Below are 19,096 nucleotides of genomic sequence, written 5' to 3' on the forward strand. Positions count from 1 at the left end.
AACTAAAAAGGGTTGACGTTTATCGTCAACCCTTTCGGTTTATCAGCTAATAGAATTTAAGCAATCTTGCGGATTACGCTTTCTCAGCAAGGATAATGCGCAGAGTACGGCGTAGTGGTTCTGCAGCACCCCAAAGTAGTTGGTCACCTACCGTGAACGCATTCAGGAAATCGTTACCCATCGACATCTTACGCAGACGACCGACTGGTACAGACATTGTGCCTGTTACTTTCGCTGGTGTTAGCTCCTGCGCAGTGATGTCTCGGTCATTAGGAATCACTTTAACCCAATCATTGTGCGTCGCGATGATCTCTTCGATCTCGTCCATAGGCACGTCTTGCTTAAGCTTAATCGTTAGTGCTTGAGCATGACAACGCATTGCACCGATTCGTACACAAGTGCCATCAATTGGGATTGGCTGACCATCTAGGCCAAGAATCTTGTTCGCTTCAACGCCGGCTTTCCACTCTTCTTTGCTTTGACCGTTTTCACGCTTCACATCGATCCAAGGAATCAGTGAGCCCGCAAGCGGAGCACCGAACTGATCGGTTGGAAATGAAGATGAACGAATGGTATCAGCGACTTTCTTATCGATATCAAGAATTGAACTTGAAGGGTTCGCTAACTCAGAACTTACGCTATCGTTGATCACACCCATTTGTGAGATTAGTTCACGCATATTCTTAGCGCCCGCACCTGAAGCGGCTTGGTAAGTCATGGCACTCATCCACTCAACCATGCCTTTCTCGTATAGACCACCCAAAGCCATAAGCATTAAGCTCACAGTACAGTTACCGCCTACGAAAGTGTTAGTCCCGCCGTGGATGCCTTGTTGGATTTGAGCCAAGTTAACAGGATCAAGAGTGATAATTGAATCCGCGTCCATACGTAAGGTAGAAGCCGCATCAATCCAGTAGCCTTTCCAACCTGCTTGACGCAGTGCTGGGTATACTTTTGATGTGTAGTCTCCGCCTTGACAGGTAATCACCGCATCAAGCTGTTTTAGGCTATCAATATCAAAAGCGTCTTGAAGTAGACCCGCATCTTTACCACCCAAAACAGGGGCAGGAATACCAATCTGAGACGTACTGTAATAAACAGGTTCAATCAAGTCGAAATCTTTCTCTTCAACCATACGTTGCATCAATACAGAACCAACCATACCGCGCCAACCAACTAGACCTACTCTCATCGCTCACTCTCCATGTATAAATTAAAAATTGCTCTCCCCCATCTATAAGTTTTTCAGAAACAGAACTCAAGTGCTTTTTGTCAAAAAGTGTAACTTTTTCGTTTCTTTTAAGTGAACGCAATGAATCGTGCAGTTATCCCTGTATCGACATTTAATATCCACCTCATTGATAAAACGCCCATTATCCTCAAATTCAAACATTTGCATCGCCAAAGCAGCTTAATCCTACTCGCGTCACAAACAGTAAATCCCTCTTTTTAATCAATACTATCCAGAATAATACTTCACAAAACGAAAACAACGTGCGACAAGTTTCAACATGTAACAACCATGAATTTAACAACATTTCAGATAATGAAACCATGATTGACTGCGTTAACAGTCAAATATCACAACTTGGACGTATTTTTTCGATATAATAAACTAATTACTGTAGTGTCCGTTTTGCACCACACACCACAACGAAGCACTATAAATGCTCGAAATCACAAGAGGCTTTTATGAAGCAGAGTAAAACTCGCCTACCGAACCTATTGCAGGTATTCATCGCGTTAGGACTATTTCTATCCCTTGCTTTTTCCTTTACTGCAAAGCTTGACCTTCCAATTCAACTTGCCTTGTATATTGGCTGGTTCATTATCATGGTTCTCGGTATTCGCCTTGGCCACGAATACAAAGACTTAGAAAAAGCGGCACTCAAAGGAATATCCAATGGCTTAGGCGCGGTTTTAATACTTTTAGCCGTTGGCGCTCTTGTTGGTACTTGGATCTCAGGCGGGATCGTACCTACTATCATTTACTATGGTCTGAAAGCTATCCACCCTTCTATCTTCCTTTTAGCGACCATGATTATCTGTTCTCTAACCGCATTGGCAACTGGTACTTCTTGGGGCGCTGCGGGTACAGCAGGTATCGCGATGATGGGTATTGGCCAAGGCCTAGGTGTTCCAGCACCGATTACTGCAGGTGCAGTGCTGTCAGGTTGTTACTTCGGCGACAAGATGTCTCCACTTTCTGATTCAGTGATTCTGGCTTCTTCAATGTCTGGTGTTGAAGTGGTTGAGCACATCAAGGGCATGCTGCCAGTTGCGTTAATCAGCTACGTGATTACTGGCATCATGTTTACTGCGTTTGGTTTTCACTACGCAGGTAACGTTGACATGAGCCAAGTAGATTCTGTCATTAAAGCAATGGAAGTTCAGTTCTACATCACGCCTTACTCATTTGTCCCAGTACTGATCGTGCTTGGTCTGTTGGCTTTCCGCATGCCTTCATTCCCGGTAATCAGCTTCGGTTCTCTGCTAGGTATTATCTGGGCAGTCATGATCCAAGATATCGATTTCCTAACGGCATTCAATACTGCTTGGGCACCGTTCTCTATCTCCTCTGGCGTAGAGTTTATTGACTCGATTCTTAACCGTGGCGGCATGTCTTCAATGCTTGGTTCGGTAGCGGTAATTGTGTTTGGTTTAGGTTTTGGTGGCTTACTGGATAAAGTGGGCGTATTAGAGACGATTGCTAAGGTGTTCGAGCGCCGAGTAAATAGCGCAGGCTCTCTAGCAACAAGCACGATCGGCACGGCCTTCATGGGTAACGTATTCGGTTCTGCAATGTACGTATCGTTAATCCTAACGCCAAAAATCTGTGCGAAAAACTACGACCGTTTAGGTTACCAACGTAAAAATCTATCTCGTAACGCTGAGTTCGGTGGCACGTTAACTTCAGGCATGGTTCCTTGGAGTGACAACGGCATCTACATGGCGAGTATTCTTGGTGTCGCAACGCTCTCTTACGCTCCGTTCATGTGGTTGAGCTTCATCTGTATCCTCGTGACTATCGTAACGTCTTACATGGGTTGGTTCGTTGATAAATGTGAACCAACAGCACCAGCGCTTGAAACTGAAGAAGCCGCTGAACTGAGCAAGCAACAAGCTTAAGCTAAGGCTTTAGTGCGTAAGCACAAAAATGTTGATGATATAAATGCCAAAAGAGCGCTCTAGAGCGCTCTTTTTTGATCTACTTAATTACTGAATTTATTTGCTAGCGGTTCGTTTACCCAACCAATAACCGATGCCTAACGGTGCAAAGAACACCACCAAGATAAACAGGATGAAGTAGATAATCACACCTTTGATTAAGTCCATCAGTTTATCAATCGCGAGTACCACCACCTCTTGAGAGACGCGATCAAGATCTTGTGTAAACAGTTCCCTTTCAGAAGTCACAATGCCTGCAATTTCAATACGCTCTTTCGCAATCATCGCGACCAGAGCTTCTCTCTCTCGTGTCACCATTTTTTCTAACGCTACACGTTCTTCAGTGAGCATCGCCAATTTTTGATCTGTCTTATCACTTAGGTCGTTGAGTAAAGGCTGCATTTCTGTCGACATAATAGAAGCCAATGTTTGCATGTACTCAGGGTTATTCTCAATGAAGTCCTGCATGCTTGCTGATGTTTGACGAAGGCTTTCCAGCGTCATCGATAGGTCTTCACCCGTTAGCGAGCTATTCATCGCCACCAACTCAGCTTTCCACGTCATCAATTTCGGTGTTTGGTCAGCCATTAGGCTTAAGCGGTCTGATGCATCGCTCATGGCTTCTGGCATAGTACCTAGGCTCTGAACGATTTGAGATTCGTCTTTACCCAGATAAGCCAGCCATTCGCGATAAGCAGGCGTACTTCTGAAGGTAAGATCTTTAAAAGGATTGCTCGCGGCGAACTCTGCGACGAATGCTTTGCTGCTCTTGAAATCACTCGAGCTCAATACACCCTTTGCCAGTTTCTCTGCTTCTTGGTCAAGAGAATGAGCAGTCTCTACCGCATTATCCGTCACGAACAGATCCGCGCCATCGCCTTGGCTATAAAACTGATTCATTTGGGCTGTGAAAACCCATGAGTCAATTAATGCTGACATTGGGGAAGTTTGGTAAGCCGCTTGTTGAAGTCCCTGCTCTGCGTGGATCTTCCAAAGCAACACATAAGATTGATGTAAGGTGTCATCAGCAGGGTAAGATTGCGCAATGAGATCGGCCGAGTCTTCTACTCGTGTAAAAAACATCTTGGCGTATTCACGCGTCATGATCCGAGCCTGTAGCTCTTGCTGAGTCAGAGGCGTCGTTTGACTACCTAGCTTAACTTCCAAGAGAGAACAACCACTTAGCACAATGCTAAGCACCAACACTATCCAATTTCGACTCGAAAATCGTGACATATAAACCTCTAACAAAGACTAAGGGCGCGGATTGTATGAGCGCTTCGTCAGAGTATTGTCAAAAAACCTGTAAAAGTTAACGTTGGGTATTTAAATAGTCATGAGCAGAATCTACAGAGGCTTTTATCGCCATCTCTAGTTCGGCTAAATCGTGCTCGCTGATGGCTCTGGACTGCTTCATTGTCATTTCAATAGTCGCTGCAATGATCGCTAACCGAGACGCTTTGATGCTGCCAGCCACACCTTTTAAGCTGTGCACAATGCGAGCAGCAGAGGTTTCATCCTTGGCGAGCAGAGATTTGAATCTGGTATAGTCATCTGCGTGATCTTCGACAAACACCCCTAGCAACAATTCAACAGACTCGGTATCGCCATCAAGAGTCTCTAGCATCTCTTCAATATCAATCGCTGGCTTTGAATCCGTCACACTGGCAATGTGCTTCTCTGGCTCTTGCACTTGTTCTGGTGTTCGCTGAGTTGGGGGTTGCTGAATAGAGTTTTGCTGAACCGGAACTTGTGGAATAGGTTCTTGCAAAATCGGTTCTTGTGAAATAGCTTGCGGGCTTGTCGCACAAACACTCTGCTGAGGTTGGGTATCAGAATGTTGACTCGCTGGCGTAATATCTAATACTGATGGGGGATTACTTGGCGGCGTCACCGCGGAAGAAGCAATATCGCTGTGAGAAACAATATTATTGCGAGCAGCAGTATCGTTACGAGAAGACGTATCTTTGTTGGAAGTAGAGAGAGCATCGTCCTGACTTGAATCGATGACTGGTTCCGGTCTGAGTTCTTGGTCTACTTCTTTCATCGATTTTTGGGACCTAACACTCCACAACAGTAACGCAATCATTGCCACTAAGCTTAACCCTAGCATGATCAATAATAGGTTGTATTGACGTTCATGGAACTCAGCTTCAAGTTTAATGATCTGTTCGTTTACTGAATTCTTCTTAATTTTATCGACTAAATAATTGAGCTGAGCGTAATCACTCAGCAATGCTGAAGCATCTGCCAGTAATAGTTGGAGTGCATCTTGTTCTTCGGATTTTAATGAATAAGATTTTTCAAGAATAGAATCAAAGGCGCGATAAGTTGCTGATGAACTTTGGTTATCGGAATACATCGCTTCAAAAACGACGACACCAAATTCGTTGAGTAGCGGCTTTAACTTAGGGGAAAGTTCAGTATCTGTGCGTAACACTTTGATGTTATCGACGATATCTTGCACCTGACTTTCTATCGGAATGAATTCATCAAATTTTTCTAAAAATTGATCGGCAACGTAAAGCAGTTGGTTCACATCAGGGCGAAACAAGGCGTGTTGGAAATCAGATTCTATCTGCAGTCGGATCGAATAAACTAACTGAGCATCGAGTGCTAAATCATTAATACGAGAGACTCGCAGCGGCTCAGAGAAATAAAGCGATTGCCTCAGTTCATTAACGCGAATACCGAGCTCTTCAATTTGAGCGAGCGAGTGAGAGTAAGAACGGCTTAGATTAAGGAGTGCCAGTGAAGGAAGTAGCCACAGAGCCAAGAGTGCAACCAAAAAAGTTGCTGGTCTTTTAAAGCGATTGGGCTTTGCTACTGATTGTTCCATCGATATTCCTTGTTCATGCGAACTCTAAACCATTATGTTGCTAAACATAAACAAGCGACAACAACCTGCTGTCGCTTGCTACCTAATAACTTCGGACTATGACTTATTGCGAGTCAGTTGATCACGTAAGTTCGGTGGCGTCCCTTTAATGGTTAGCGTGTCTGTCTCTGGATCGTAGAAGATACGCTCACCTAAAAGCAGACTATCAAAACTAACATTCAAACCGCCACCAGCACCAACAAATTTTGTTAGTTTACGCATAGTTGCGCGGTCTGCTGGGAAGCTGTCTTCTAACTCGTAGCCTTGCTCACTAGTATAGTCAAAGAAGCTTGTACCATCTGTGCTTGCTGGCAATTCTCCAGAAAGTTCACGAACTTGAACTTCATCACCCGCTTTAAGCTGTTCGTTACAGTAATCCGCAACTTGTTTTTTATAGCTGATCGCTTCTTCTTTCTCTAACTTAGAGTCAGAAACAAAGTCTTCTACCGCTTGCATCAATACTTGGTTTTGCTGCTTAGCATCCAAGCCTACTTCTGCTTGAAGGAAGTCTAAGAAGAAGTCAGCGACTTTACGACCAACGCGCCCTTTAATATAAGTAAGGTAACGGTTTGACTCTTTGTCTGTGTCGTATGTTGAAAGATCAAGGCGCGCAACAATATCCATCTTCGAGATATCCAGGTAATCCGTCGCACTAATATCTAGCCCTTCGGTCACTTTCAAACTTTGGTTAGAAGGCAGTAGTCCGATGAAAAGGTAGTCTGTCGCCAGTGATTGATATTCAGCCAGTACCAAAGTGCCTTCATCAGCAAAAGGATACTTTGAAAGCTCATCTTTTAGACGTAGCGCACTTTTTTGAGAGAAATCATAAAAACTTTGTTCTCCAGCTCGAAATTCATGCAACGACTGCTGGAATTCGCTGTCGGATTTGAAAGAACCAAATCCTTTACCTGCTTTTGAATTAAAAACTCGGTGAAGTTCCGCGACTAGGTTTTCAGATGCAGTATCGTTTTCTAGAGATTCAGCACGATAGTTAACAATCAGCTCTTCCTGATCGTTCTTGCTTAGCTGGTGTAAAATTACGTTGGAAAGGTGAAGACTCATAGTGAAAATATTACCGTTCAGGTTTCAGTTGTTGTGCATAGTAGGTTATCATAAGCCGCTTTTACTATCATTATTAGAGTCCTTATGCCGATTATATCTAAATACACAGATGATCAAGTTGAAAAAATCCTAGCTGAAGTAGGTGCTGTACTGACTAAGCACAAAGCTTCACCTGAGCTTTCATTGATGATCGCTGGAAATATCGCAACCAATGTCTTAAATCAGAACGTTGCTGCTTCACAACGCAAAGGAATTGCTGAAAAATTTGCCGAAGCTTTAATTTCTTCTCTTGAAGATAAAAAGTCTCACTAAGTTTGATTGACGGAAAAAGAATTATAAATGGTAGACAGCGCAAACTCATATAGCGATCGTGTATCTCGACTGGTAGGTTGGGGCCACTGGTTTGCATTTTTCAACATCATTGCTGCGATGTTGATTGGTACTCGTTATATTACTCAATCTGCTTGGCCGGAAACCCTATTGGGTCAATTCTATTTGGCTGCATCATGGGTTGGTCATTTTGGATTTTTGGTGTTCGCGCTCTATCTATTAGTGCTGTTCCCACTCACTTTTATTCTTCCGTCGAGGAAGTTATTACGTTTGGTTGCCGTTATCTTCGCAACCATAGGTTTAACTGTCCTACTGATTGATACTCAAACGTATCAAAATATAAACCTCCACCTGACACCTGTCGTGTGGGAGGTTTTATTCAGTGGAGAGGAGTCTGCACTCACTTCTGATTTGCAGCACCTCTTCATTGTAATGCCACTAATCTTCTTATTGCAGCTAGGTCTGTCTGAGTGGGTTTGGCGTAAGCAACGTAAACTGTCTCATAAACACATTGGCCGTCCTATTACTGCGGTCTTCTTCTTGTGTTTCATCAGCAGCCACTTGACCTACATGTGGGCTGATGCGTATTTCTACAACCCAATTACAAGCCAGAAAGCGAATTTCCCACTGTCTTATCCTATGACAGCAAAAAGCTTTATGGAAAAGCATGGTCTATTAGACCGTGAAGAGTATTTACAGCGTTTAGAAGCGAACCAAGAGAACGTAAACTTAGTTAGCTACCCACTAGAAAAAATTCAATACAACCGCCGCAGTGCTGATCTTAATATTCTGCTTGTGAGTGTGAATAATCTTCGCGCTGATGCACTCAATAGCACTGCAATGCCAAGCAGCTATGCCTATGCACAACAATCGATCAACTTCACCAATCACTACAGTTCAAGTAACGACATGTTTGGTATTTTCGGATTGTTCTATGGCCTTCCTAGCAGCTACGCAAGCAGCATCAAGGCACAAGGTTCGAGCGCAGTACTGCTCGATGTGCTAGATCATCACAATTATACACTTGCCGCTTTTAGCGGTGATGACTTTGACGACGCCCTTTACCCGGAAGTCATCTTCCGAGGCCGTGATGCGCTCCCAGAGCAAGCAACAGATGATGACCAAAGCGCAATACAAGCTTGGTCTGAATGGGTTCAATCACCACAAGCAAAAAGCCCTTGGTTTAACTTTATTGAGCTAACAACGCTCGATAACTTCTCTAGTTACGAAACAGATGTGACGTTGACTACCGCTGAACGTTTTACTGCAGATTACCAAAAATCGACTCAAGCGGCTGATGTTCAGTTAACGAAAATCTACGCAGAGTTGGAGCGCCTAGATCTTCAAGACAACACAGTGGTTATCATTACCTCTAACCATGGTACTGAATTTAACGAGACGAAAACCAACAGTTGGGGCGCAAACTCCAATTACAGTCGTTACCAACTACAAGTGCCTCTGTTCATCAAATGGCCAGGTAAGTCAGCATCTGAATATACTCACCGTTCTAGTCACCTAGATGTGTCAGTCACGCTAATGCAAGAGCTATTAGGTGTATCTTCGAACCCTACAGATTTTAGTAGTGGACGTAGCCTGTTTGATGAGCGTAGAAGAAAATGGATTCTTGCAGGAGACTCACGTGAACTTGCTCTTGTTACTGACCAACAAACAACGGTGTTAGATAAGTTTGGTAACTACAAATTGTACGATCAGAATTACAAACGTCTGAAAGATGTAAGCCCTCGCTTGCCAGTGTTGATGCAAGGCCTTACTGAGTTACAGCGGTTCTATACCAAAAATGACTAAATGATCATCAAAAAGAAAAGGGAAGCCAATGGCTTCCCTTTTTTATTGCCGTGAATGATTAGAAAACAAGCAACAAAACAAAATTATGAAAATTAAGGGTTTACAAGATCCTCTGCCCCTTATATTATTCACGCCACTGGAGGGATGGCTGAGTGGTCGAAAGCACCGGTCTTGAAAACCGGCAACCGTTAATAGCGGTTCTAGGGTTCAAATCCCTATCCCTCCACCACTATTCATCAAAAAAAGCCTTTGATTATCAAAGGCTTTTTTTGTATCTGTAAGACTTGAATTTGCTTCGAACCAACGAGGTAAGTCAATGTATATACAAAAATCTCCCCACGGTGTCTATTACGCACGAATCTGTACTCCAGCACAGTTGAAAGCGTTGGGATTCCCATTCGATCTAAAAATCAGCCTTCGAACAAAAGACCCTGAGCTAGCTAAAGTCATTGGCTTAAGCCTTGTCAGTGCTGTCAAAGAGGCCTTTCGTACTACAGACTCTCTGTGCTTTTCAGAGTTTCAGTTGCATCTAAAAGGCATCTTGTCCCACCACCTGAACTTACAATCACAAAAGCAGGACGATCGCTTACATTTAGGTTGTATAACTTCCATAAGTCATACTTCTAAGCGTTTGAGTGAAGAAAAGCATTGGAGTGAAGCGTTAGAACACTTTCTAGAGTTCAAAGGGGTTCAAGGGGTCAGTGCATTGACTGTCCATCAGTTGAAACAGCGCATTACCTTTTTCTTTGAGAGCACTACGCCATCTGGTTTATCAACAATAACTGCGATGGCACTGATGGAGTACATTAAGACTCTCAATAGCTCTAGTCTTTCAGCAAAAAGCTGTAAAGATTACTACGCCGCGCTGAGTCAATTTATACGTTGGTGTGCGACCATGTCTTTGATTGAAAGAAACGTGTCTGCAGATATCAAAGCGACTTTCAAGAAGTCTATAAAAGCTGATAAGCAGCGCTCAAGGTGGTCAGAGAGTCAGCTTTCAACACTCTTCTCATCTGAGCAGTTTCAGCAAGTGGATATTGGTTTCTACTGGGTTACTTTATTGCTCACGTACATGGGGATGAGGCCGAATGAAGTGTGTCAGCTACGTACAGAAGACGTGGTCGTTAGCGGTCCAGTCCCTTACTTAAACGTAACAGATGAAGGTCACGGACAGCGGATCAAGAATCGTTATGCTCTGCGACAAGTCCCCATTCATCAGAGTCTAATCAAACATGGCTTTCTTGAGTATGTTGAGCTTCGTAAGAACAATAGCAAAACCGATCTATTCGATTACAAGCCACTGGGTCTCAACAAGGACTGGAGCCAACAATATTGCCAACAATTCGGCAGACTCCTATCTAAGATCGGATTGAAAGCAGGGCAACGCCCTACTGCGTACTCCCTCCGTCACACTTTCATTGATGTTCTTAAGCAAAAGGAAGTGGCTGAGTCTACAGTCGCTGATATCGTTGGCCATCATCACCCCTCAATGACATTTGGCCGATATGGTAAGCAAACAAAACTGAAACTTATGCTTAGTGCGGTGAACCAGTTCTCACTTCAACTGGGAGGCTCACATGAGTAAGTTCAACTATGATGAGTTGCACACGGTTTATAAGGCGTTCAAGCAAAGCTATTTTGAAGGGGATGAAACCTCGTTGCTTGCGTTATCAAAACAGTATGACTATCAAGATATCCACTGCCTCTATCAGCTTTTTGAGCGCCTCGAAGATAAGCCAAGCACAACATCTATGTCATTAATGGCATTAGGAATAGATTGGCAAACACAGCAGGCACTGTTTGGTGACTTTGAAACACTGAGAGAAATTGCAGGGCTCGTAAGCCCTCCTCCCATGTCACACGTAGAGTGTTTTGATGCCTTTGTTCTACCTTATTGGACCATTATGTCAAAGAAAGGGATTGTTCTTATTAGCACTAGAAGCCAAGAGCATTTTACTTTCGTACATCGTGTGTCAGGAGTAGAAATTCAAGTTAATATAAAGCGCTGACTCTCAATGTCATTTTGAAAAACCAAATCTCGTGAACACCTTAGAGCTCACGAGATTTACCTTTTAAATTATTATGAAGACCTTATCAATCGAACTCTCGGTCGGCACTCATTCTCCGTTTTTTGGGGGAAGCAGTGTTCAGGTTTTCCCTATTATCTAGGAGGGCGTCTTTCATCCCACATACAAGTGCCTGCTGTATTGGGTTTCCATCCAATTTTGTCATGTGAGCTGACATCCTTCTTTCTAATAAAGTCAGTAGTTCTTTCTCATCCCTTTGTTCAAAGACAAATAATTTCATCAGATCTTGAAAGATGGGAGCTAACGTCTCCATAACGGTATGAGTCAGTTTAGCAATCACCTTTTTTAGATATGAGATCGATTTCTCTAACTGTTCATTTTTTTCTTCACTGTGTAGAGCTTTTGATTCTGCCGTTTTGAGCTGTTCTTTGACTGTTGATAGATCGGTTAAGGTTGTATCCAGTTGATTGGTTGCAGTGTTTGTGGCCGATCGTAGTAAGTCTATATCTACATGTAATCTCCTTATTTTTTCTTGTTCCTCCTTTTGTTTATTTTTAACTTCGTTGATGTGTTGATTTAATTGGCTCAACTCTTCGAGCTTCAATGCGATTATTTGCTCAATTTGCAGTTGCTCGTTTTCCAGCATTCTAGTGTGATAATTATAATCCCTTTCACTTTTTTTTTGCTTTCCTTGCCGGCGCATTTCTTTTACTTTTTGTTTATCTTTCTGAAGTTCTTGATTGAACTCCATGCTCAATCCTTTTTCTATGAAGAGGTTTTTATTCATAAACCGCCGAAAACATTCCTGCAACAGCGCTCCATGCTCTGATTGCTCCCTTCTTGTAAAGCACGCTCCTTTCCTGTATTGAATTGGCGAGTGTGAGTGGTCCAAGAAGTTCTTCATCATTTGAGCTAGATTTGCTTTGGCTACTCTAAGATCCCACTCTTTAGTTCGGCTATTTTGCGCGTTAAGGAAGAGGTGGACATGTTCCCCTGTATCTTCATTGAGACTTCTTTCATCGCTATGAACAAACACTGAGATGATTTCATATTCTTTGAAGTAGAGGCGGTAATAATCCATCAGTGCTTCAGCCATTTCACGGCCACAAACAAGGTCCTGAGAAACTTCATTTCGGTGTGGGATGACAAAAATCGACTCTTCTACCAAGTTTGAGTTCAAATTTTTAGGGAACGAAACCAGTTTGTTATGAAGTGAAATGTACTTCTCAAAAGCGTTCAGCCTCTGCTTCTTGCGAGAGAAATCAATACTCCTAGCTTCATTAAGCAAAGAGTCGAGTTTAAGCGGGACATGTTCAGGGGTGCCTAAAATCTTAGCGATAAAATTAGTCCCCTCGGGATTTCCCTTTTCTGATTGTAAAGCGGCTTTTAGTTTCTTCTTATATGCTCTCTTTCTTTGTTTACATTTAGCTAGGCCTTCTTGAGGTTTCTGAGGAAGTCTTATCGATTCGATAAACTGGGATTTATCGTCATTGCTCAATTCATCAAGTTTCGTCCATTGGTTATTGATATATACTTCGTTGAGGTGACTGAGATCTGGATTCCATTCAATGGTTTCAGATTTCGCATTTTCATCTCGGATACTATGTCCTGCTGACTTCTTAAGCTTGGCCTGTTTTTCTGCTGTGCCGGAATACGGAAGCGTTGAAAAAAAACATGTGATGGCTTTATTTTTCATTGTGTAGTCCTCGGTTTGTGTGTTGTCGTGTTGGGGTTGAGGGGCGTAGCCCCCACCAAGAAGCTTTCGTTCATCTTTTACGCAGTAAAAGTGTTGCGAAAGTGTCCTTGGTTACGATGTCGTTATCTTTTTGAAAGCCGGTGTCGAGACACCGGAATGAGGCAAATTAAAGGATGGGTTTGTCGACCGAATTTGCAGCTTTCTGAAAGTGCAAATCAATCAGGTTGGGGTAGTCTTTTGCGTCTTCTTCAATCCACTTTGAGTAATGCTTATAAAGCATGTCTAGAGTGTTGTGTCCTAGTTGAGACCTTATCCAATAAAGATTTGCCCCACTCAAAATAGCTTGAGATGCGAATGTATGACGGGCCTGACTCGCACCTCGATGAGCTACGTTGGCTGCAACGAGCCAGCTTTTAAAGGTGCGATCTATTGCTTTATCTTTTTGGTAAAATTTCCCTGTATCAAGATTAGGGAATAGAGGTTTTGCGGTAAGTTTGGTTCGGGTCTTTTGATCATTTTCGGTGATATGGATTTCTTGAGTCGCTAAATCAAAGATTAAACTTAACTGGTTTTCAATTATCTTTTGGGCTGTCTTAGACAATTGAATCCTACGCTTTGATCCCGTAGTTTTTGGCCTTTTAAAGTGATTAACTACGCAAGCTCTCTCAACTTTAAGCTCTCTTTTTATTGGGTCATAATCATCAACAATTAGTGCCAACCACTCACTTTTTCTAAGCCCTGTATGGCAAGCTAGAAGGACCCCATTTTTAACACTTGAGCACGCTGCTGCTTGGTGAGTTAAACGGGTTATATCATTCAGTGTGAATGGATTACAGCTAATGGGAGCATTTTGTAAGTTATGGATACCATCAACTGGAGATTGTGTAATAAGCCGATCCCCAACAGCAAACGTGAATACTTTTCGAATAAGTGTCAGGTCTTCATTTAGCGTTTTGTTTTTAAGATCATTGTGTGCATGTAAGTAGCGAAGAATACCGCTTCGTACGATATCTCGAATGTCTAGTTCTCCGAAAAACGTTACGATACGTTTTAGCTTAGATCTCCATGCTTTTATTGTTGAGTTAGCGTAAGTTCCCTTTTCAAGTTCGAACATTGTTTCTGCTACCGTGCGAAACAAAAACTTATCTCTGCATTTCATGATGCAAACCTCATTTTTATTTGAGATCTACGCTACAGATTTACAAAAAAATCGTCAATAACACAGATGAATCATAAGTGCATGATTTTACTATAAAATAAATACACACCTCAACATTATTGCTTAAATAACAATCGCTTGAAAAAGTAATTAAGCGATATCGCACAATATAACCAATCAATCTATTTAACTTATTAGTGAATTTTAACCAGCAAAAACCACCATAATTAATTACTATGGTTAGTTAATAATGTTAATTCAGGTGTCTTTTTTGACATTATCTATTGAAATATGAAATTCATGATTTTTTGTTTATCTGAATCATTTTGATATGTAGGAAGTTGGCTCTTTTTCATGAGTTTAGCTCTTTTCGCCCAATAGCAGTGTTGTGTGCACCACCTAAAGAATGGTAGCGATTGAAGCACTTACAGAGGCAAAAAGAGCCAACAGATTAAAGCAAGAGAAGCTCTGGGAGTATGTAAAGCATTACAGAATGACAAATGTAATGATGCCCTATATGGGGGTAATAAGCTGCAATGGTTAGTCACTTACTTCAAACACGTTGTTACCTTGTTTTATAGAGTGCGAGATTGAACATCTATCACACTGGAGAAAGCGCAGCAATTGCTTCGACGGCTATATTCTCAGGACAATGACCATAACGCTCTTCCAAAGCATGGAATTGCTCAAGTGTGAAGCATGTAACCAAAGAGTTTAAGCGTTTTCCTTTTAGGGTTTCCAGAGGAAAAGCAGCGGTAGAGCAACTTATATCAGCTTCGCCCCAAACAACACGCTGACCATCGCGCTTTTTATAGCGTTCGTCTTGCTTTAGGACATTTCTGCCTTTCAAGGTATCAATTACAAATCCCAAAGGGAGGTCGTTTATCTTGGCTAAATGCAGCAATGTGTTGACCTTCGTTTTATAGCGCTTACTAAAATATCGCATAGTTTTCCTGATACAGTTTCTTGAATACTTGTGTAGTTTTACAACTAACTACAGACGATTAAACTGCAGCAGTGACATTGTTTAGTTTAAGCCCCTCGATTCTGTTTTGCTAGCTAACGTCAGGTTAACTGTTGATAGCTGCTTAGCAAATTCATATAACACAAAATTCACAAAGTATGAAAATGGGTATCATTGTGCGGTTCTTTCATAAAATGAACATGTTGATTTTTGACCTGTGAATCGCTCAAAAAGCGCCACAAACTCACAAGGGTGTGTAATTTCGTGGGGTTAAATCTAGAACCTACGATTAGATCTGCTACATTCACTCCTTCTCGCAGCTTTATGCCTAAACCTCATTTCAAAATAACCAAATGAAAGCAATACGGTCTTAACCATGCAGCCCTCAGAGTTAGTTCCACTCAGCTAAATATAGACTAGCTGAGGGGAGTGGGTTCCATAAATCGTGTTAACGTATTTACTATGTGGCTTATTTTTCAAACCCACTACACATCTACGGTGCTCAGGAAGATTAAATCTTTAACCTTATTTGCCTGCGCTCACTGAATGGCAAATACAGGCGCAATTGAGCCTGAAATAATCACCTCTTCGACAATCTCCGAGCGCTTGATATTAAAAACACTCTTGTTCAACTTGGCGATTCGCAGTGCGTAGCTAAATCGGTCTGATGAAACGATGTCGACAAGCTGCAACAACAGCTCTTTGTCTACCCCAGCCGACTTGGTGAAATAGTCGATACACGAATTGATTGAGGCATAACGAGTACCGTCGAACTCAAAGCCGCTGGTTTCGTCGTATATCTCAAGTGGGATATCATCAAGCGACAAAGGCTAGCCTTTACAATCGTCGTGTTGCTTGGCTATTTGATACATCTTCCAAGCGCTGCGCCCAAACCCGCCAAGCGTCGAGCCCGAGAAATCAGAATCAATAAGTTCTTGCTCCGTCCAGTTCTCACCGATGCCAAGGTGCTTAGCGTACCTGTCTATCAGAGTGTGTTTTATCTGATCGCGCACCGACCAAATTGCGGTCAGATTTTTTGAATAGTTAATTCTCGCACACTCATTACAAGCCGGCAGTGCTATCGGTGAATGGCCATTCTTGGCAGCTGCTTGCGCTGTCTTAGGAAATTCAACAAGGTTACGGGAAGGTTAACCACAAAACCAACAGGTGTGGTGCAGGTTGAATGGGGTATCTATGTGTGAGTATTTACCTATGGGGAATGTCTTGTTATACCACTATAGCAACCAGCGTTTTATATTCTTTGGATTCGCTAGGGTTAATTGGTACTTTTTGGGAGCTGAAGAGAGCTTCTTAGTATCTACGCAGACATCCAAACGTTTGAGCAAATACTTAATCAATGCTCGTCGACAGTCAATTGTAAATGGCGCATCATGCATCCCGTAGTCGACTTTCACTATTTGCTGTTGTGCTGGTGAAAGGTGTGGATTTGGGATGATTTCGATTATTTCTTCTGTAGCCCAATCTTTATCGTCTTCGATGTTAATCTCTGATTGGTTGAGCAGCTCAGGTTCACCTCTAAATCGGCTCAATACAAAGTCTAAGAACATCTTTCTTTCTTCGCAATATGCTCTCACGTGCCAGCGAAACCCATCAAATACGATAGTGTGCGGTACAATATTTCTGCCTCGCCCTTCAGGGTTATCCATTGATACATATTCTATATCAACTCTGCGTCTTTCTCGTGCTGCTTGAAGGAGTCTACGAACTATTATGGGGGCTATCTGCCGATCTGGGACTGAAAGGACAATAGAGTCTGCGAACCCCAGATCTTTTAAATTAAAGCCGTCTACATGGTCGTTGTTGTATTTGTGCAGCAGCGATAAGTACTCGTTTGGGGTGCCTTTCGTAAACTTTGGCGCAAAATGATCAGTAAGTCGGTAGCCTTTAATACTACGATCATGAACAAGTGGTGGAGTAGAAAAGTGCTCTTGATAAGCTTTGATGTCTCTAGAGGCTTGCTGTCGCTTAATGTTGAAAGAGTTACATAGGTGATTAGTCGTAACGCGACCCTCCCACAATGCAACAACCTCGATTAATTTGAAGCGCAGTAACTGATCCCACTTTATTGTCATAACAATTATCTAATGCCTGAAAATGATACATGTTGATGTGTACAGAATATACGTACATTTTTTACATGGGTATAGTACACACTCAACGGTTAAAATTGCCGAGTGTTACGTAACGCAATGTAAGCCAAATCATACTTTTCTAATACTAAATACAATATTTGTTTGTAAAGCGAGTAAGATAAACAATTTGCATATGGTGGCGCTGATTCATCCACTCATTCCATTTTTTTATGGTTGTAAGTACCGTTACTTTTCCGTGTTTGATACTATTTATCTCCACAAAAAAGTCCGTTTAATCAAATTTTGAAGAGATTCCTTTGAACTTAGAAAAAGCCCTCAGCATACTTTCTAAATCATCGCCCTACGCGGTAAGTACAGAAAGAGAGCAAAATCAAGATCTTCTGGCTGATTATAAAAGCCATGTGTACATCACTACAAACATCGAAGTGGACTTTAAAAAGTCGCTTTTGTCTTCTAAAAAAAGTGACATCATTTTTTTGTGTGGCAGTAGTGGTGATGGTAAATCTGAGATTCTGACTCAGTACAGCCAGAAGCATAAAGCGACACATGAATTCCATCTGGATGCGACACACAGCTTTAACCCAAATCAGACGGCAATCAATGCGTTGGATGAGCGATTCTCACAGTTCAAAGGAAATGATAAGCCACTTGTTGTTGGCATTAATATCGGAATGTTAGGCAACTATGCTGAGGAAGGTGCTGAACAACATGACGATATTAAAGCTTCGATAAAAGCGTTCTTGGAAAACAAAACGGACGATATTCCAACGAACCATATTTTCTTAGATTTCGAGCAATACCCAAAATTTACTCTGGGCCATGAAGTTAGTACCTCTGACTTTGCAGCTAAGTTTCTCGCTCGCTTAACTGAGCCAACGCTAGATAACCCGTTTTACGCACTATATGACAGTGAAGTGCAAAAGCTAGGTCACAGCAAGCTCACGGCAAACTATGCGTTGCTAGGGCTAGAATCTGTGCAGAAAAATATTATTTCCTTGCTTCTGAAAGCTCGCTTAATCAAAGATCAATTCCTAACCGCACGAGCGCTACTGGACTTTGTGTACCAGATCTTAGCGGGCGATGACTACCTGTTCGATAACCTATTCTCTGGCTCAGATAACGAGCTTTTAGAGCATATTCAAAGTTTTGATCCAAGCAACATCCACACTCGCAAAGTAGATGAGTTTGTTCTTCAGTTTGGTTTGGGAATTGAAGATGAAGGCTTTACACAACTTAAAGATCAGGTGAAAGCACTAGGTGTATTTGATGTGCTCACTGCTGCTTCATACTTGCGCATGGTTTATCTGTTGAAAGACGAAGAGCAATTTGCGAATAGTTATATCAATGAGCTGAAAGCAGATTTTGATAATTCATTGGTGGATCAATACGCAAACATTTGGCTACTCCATCGTGAATTTGATGGTTCTGGCAAGCAGAAAAAAGAGCTTAATAAATTCTATAAAGATACTCTGATTTCAGCCGTGCATCGCTACTGTAACCGCAATTCGCCATCACTTGATAAAGACCAGTTTTTTGTCTCTGAATACAACGGCTTTAAAACAGCGGCTGAACTAGAAGTGAAACCTGATTTTTCATCGATTAAAACACAAGCGGTGAGCAAGATAGGCTCATTTAACGCTCATATTCGAGTCGACGAACATTCGCTTCTGCCAATGCCGATAAGTATTAACTTGTTGGAGTTATTGGAAAAAATCAACCAAGGGTACCGTCCGAATAAGCATGACAAAAATGCGGTGCTTTTGTTGGATGAAGTAATAGAGCAGATCATCACGGTAGCGAACGAAAAGAATACTCTGTTTATTCTGAAAAACGACAAACGCTACAAGATCGTGAATGAAGATGATGAATATTTCGAAGTGAGTGGCTTATAA

12 protein-coding genes, 1 tRNA gene and 4 pseudogenes are annotated in these 19,096 nt (G+C 42.1%); 7 read left to right on the forward strand and 10 right to left on the reverse strand.

The window, feature by feature from the left end; all coding sequences use genetic code 11:
- Positions 1-73: 73 nt before the first annotated feature.
- A complete protein-coding gene (gene asd / locus ACED25_RS01005) occupies positions 74-1,192 on the reverse strand; it encodes an aspartate-semialdehyde dehydrogenase (RefSeq protein WP_012603520.1) in 1,119 nt (372 codons plus the stop codon).
- A gap of 497 nt (positions 1,193-1,689) precedes the next feature.
- Between asd and nhaC the strand changes: the two are divergent.
- Positions 1,690-3,129 (forward strand): annotated as a pseudogene (nhaC, locus tag ACED25_RS01010) (Na+/H+ antiporter NhaC); the annotation flags it as partial.
- 96 nt (positions 3,130-3,225) lie between these two features.
- Here nhaC and ACED25_RS01015 read toward each other — a convergent pair.
- The 4 genes and pseudogenes from ACED25_RS01015 to yejK all read right to left on the reverse strand — a co-directional run bounded on the left by ACED25_RS01015 (position 3,226) and on the right by yejK (position 7,108).
- Positions 3,226-4,404, reverse strand: a complete 1,179-nt coding sequence (locus ACED25_RS01015) for a chemotaxis protein (protein ID WP_371694436.1) — start codon at positions 4,402-4,404, stop codon at positions 3,226-3,228.
- 76 nt (positions 4,405-4,480) lie between these two features.
- Positions 4,481-4,852 (reverse strand): annotated as a pseudogene (locus ACED25_RS01020) (Hpt domain-containing protein); the annotation flags it as partial.
- Between the two features lie 368 nt (positions 4,853-5,220).
- Positions 5,221-6,007 (reverse strand): annotated as a pseudogene (locus ACED25_RS01025) (Hpt domain-containing protein); the annotation flags it as partial.
- A gap of 96 nt (positions 6,008-6,103) precedes the next feature.
- Positions 6,104-7,108, reverse strand: coding sequence for a nucleoid-associated protein YejK (yejK, locus tag ACED25_RS01030; protein WP_009848690.1), 1,005 nt, complete (start codon positions 7,106-7,108; stop codon positions 6,104-6,106).
- Positions 7,109-7,192: 84 nt separating this feature from the next.
- Here yejK and ACED25_RS01035 point away from each other — a divergent pair, with 84 nt between their 5' ends.
- The 5 genes from ACED25_RS01035 to ACED25_RS01055 all read left to right on the forward strand — a co-directional run bounded on the left by ACED25_RS01035 (position 7,193) and on the right by ACED25_RS01055 (position 11,253).
- Positions 7,193-7,420: a YejL family protein gene (locus ACED25_RS01035; RefSeq protein ID WP_004734063.1), complete on the forward strand. Its 228-nt coding sequence runs from the start codon at positions 7,193-7,195 to the stop codon at positions 7,418-7,420.
- Between the two features lie 27 nt (positions 7,421-7,447).
- Entirely contained in the window at positions 7,448-9,244 is a 1,797-nt protein-coding gene (locus ACED25_RS01040; RefSeq protein ID WP_009848691.1) for a DUF3413 domain-containing protein, read from the forward strand.
- 138 nt (positions 9,245-9,382) lie between these two features.
- A tRNA-Ser gene (locus ACED25_RS01045) sits at positions 9,383-9,473 on the forward strand.
- A gap of 87 nt (positions 9,474-9,560) precedes the next feature.
- Positions 9,561-10,829 (forward strand): tyrosine-type recombinase/integrase, encoded by a 1,269-nt coding sequence (locus ACED25_RS01050; RefSeq protein ID WP_371694437.1) that lies wholly within the window; start codon positions 9,561-9,563, stop codon positions 10,827-10,829.
- Positions 10,822-11,253, forward strand: coding sequence for a hypothetical protein (locus ACED25_RS01055; protein ID WP_017633219.1), 432 nt, complete (start codon positions 10,822-10,824; stop codon positions 11,251-11,253). Before ACED25_RS01050 ends, ACED25_RS01055 begins: the two co-directional genes overlap by 8 nt.
- Before the next feature lie 85 nt (positions 11,254-11,338).
- On the opposite strand, the gene ACED25_RS01060 is transcribed toward ACED25_RS01055, so the two are convergent.
- The 5 genes and pseudogenes from ACED25_RS01060 to ACED25_RS01080 form a co-directional block, all read right to left on the reverse strand.
- A complete protein-coding gene (locus ACED25_RS01060; RefSeq protein ID WP_371694438.1) occupies positions 11,339-12,967 on the reverse strand; it encodes a coiled-coil domain-containing protein in 1,629 nt (542 codons plus the stop codon).
- A gap of 166 nt (positions 12,968-13,133) precedes the next feature.
- Positions 13,134-14,126, reverse strand: a complete 993-nt coding sequence (locus ACED25_RS01065; RefSeq protein WP_371694439.1) for a tyrosine-type recombinase/integrase — start codon at positions 14,124-14,126, stop codon at positions 13,134-13,136.
- A 601-nt stretch (positions 14,127-14,727) separates the two neighbouring features.
- Positions 14,728-15,072, reverse strand: a complete 345-nt coding sequence (locus ACED25_RS01070) for a hypothetical protein (RefSeq protein ID WP_102488391.1) — start codon at positions 15,070-15,072, stop codon at positions 14,728-14,730.
- Positions 15,073-15,632: 560 nt separating this feature from the next.
- Positions 15,633-16,304: pseudogene (locus ACED25_RS01075) on the reverse strand (hypothetical protein); the annotation flags it as partial.
- A 21-nt stretch (positions 16,305-16,325) separates the two neighbouring features.
- Complete coding sequence (locus ACED25_RS01080) at positions 16,326-17,183, reverse strand: YafY family protein (RefSeq protein ID WP_102488390.1); 858 nt, start codon at positions 17,181-17,183, stop codon at positions 16,326-16,328.
- Between the two features lie 317 nt (positions 17,184-17,500).
- On the opposite strand from ACED25_RS01080, the gene dptF reads away from it, so the two are divergent.
- Entirely contained in the window at positions 17,501-19,096 is a 1,596-nt protein-coding gene (dptF, locus tag ACED25_RS01085) for a DNA phosphorothioation-dependent restriction protein DptF (protein ID WP_102488389.1), read from the forward strand.

Source organism: Vibrio sp. 1F263 (genome assembly GCF_041439035.1).
Classification (GTDB): domain Bacteria; phylum Pseudomonadota; class Gammaproteobacteria; order Enterobacterales; family Vibrionaceae; genus Vibrio; species Vibrio tasmaniensis_A.

Excerpts from the sequence above, each read along its gene's own strand:
- ACED25_RS01060 (WP_371694438.1), bottom strand. The coding sequence starts at position 12,967 with ATGAAAAATAAAGCCATCACATGTTTTTTTTCAACGCTTCCGTATTCC.
- asd (WP_012603520.1), bottom strand. The coding sequence starts at position 1,192 with ATGAGAGTAGGTCTAGTTGGTTGGCGCGGTATGGTTGGTTCTGTATTG.
- ACED25_RS01065 (WP_371694439.1), bottom strand. The coding sequence starts at position 14,126 with ATGAAATGCAGAGATAAGTTTTTGTTTCGCACGGTAGCAGAAACAATG.
- ACED25_RS01050 (WP_371694437.1), top strand. The coding sequence starts at position 9,561 with ATGTATATACAAAAATCTCCCCACGGTGTCTATTACGCACGAATCTGT.
- yejK (WP_009848690.1), bottom strand. The coding sequence starts at position 7,108 with ATGAGTCTTCACCTTTCCAACGTAATTTTACACCAGCTAAGCAAGAAC.
- ACED25_RS01035 (WP_004734063.1), top strand. The coding sequence starts at position 7,193 with ATGCCGATTATATCTAAATACACAGATGATCAAGTTGAAAAAATCCTA.
- ACED25_RS01070 (WP_102488391.1), bottom strand. The coding sequence starts at position 15,072 with ATGCGATATTTTAGTAAGCGCTATAAAACGAAGGTCAACACATTGCTG.
- ACED25_RS01080 (WP_102488390.1), bottom strand. The coding sequence starts at position 17,183 with ATGACAATAAAGTGGGATCAGTTACTGCGCTTCAAATTAATCGAGGTT.
- ACED25_RS01040 (WP_009848691.1), top strand. The coding sequence starts at position 7,448 with ATGGTAGACAGCGCAAACTCATATAGCGATCGTGTATCTCGACTGGTA.
- ACED25_RS01015 (WP_371694436.1), bottom strand. The coding sequence starts at position 4,404 with ATGTCACGATTTTCGAGTCGAAATTGGATAGTGTTGGTGCTTAGCATT.
- ACED25_RS01055 (WP_017633219.1), top strand. The coding sequence starts at position 10,822 with ATGAGTAAGTTCAACTATGATGAGTTGCACACGGTTTATAAGGCGTTC.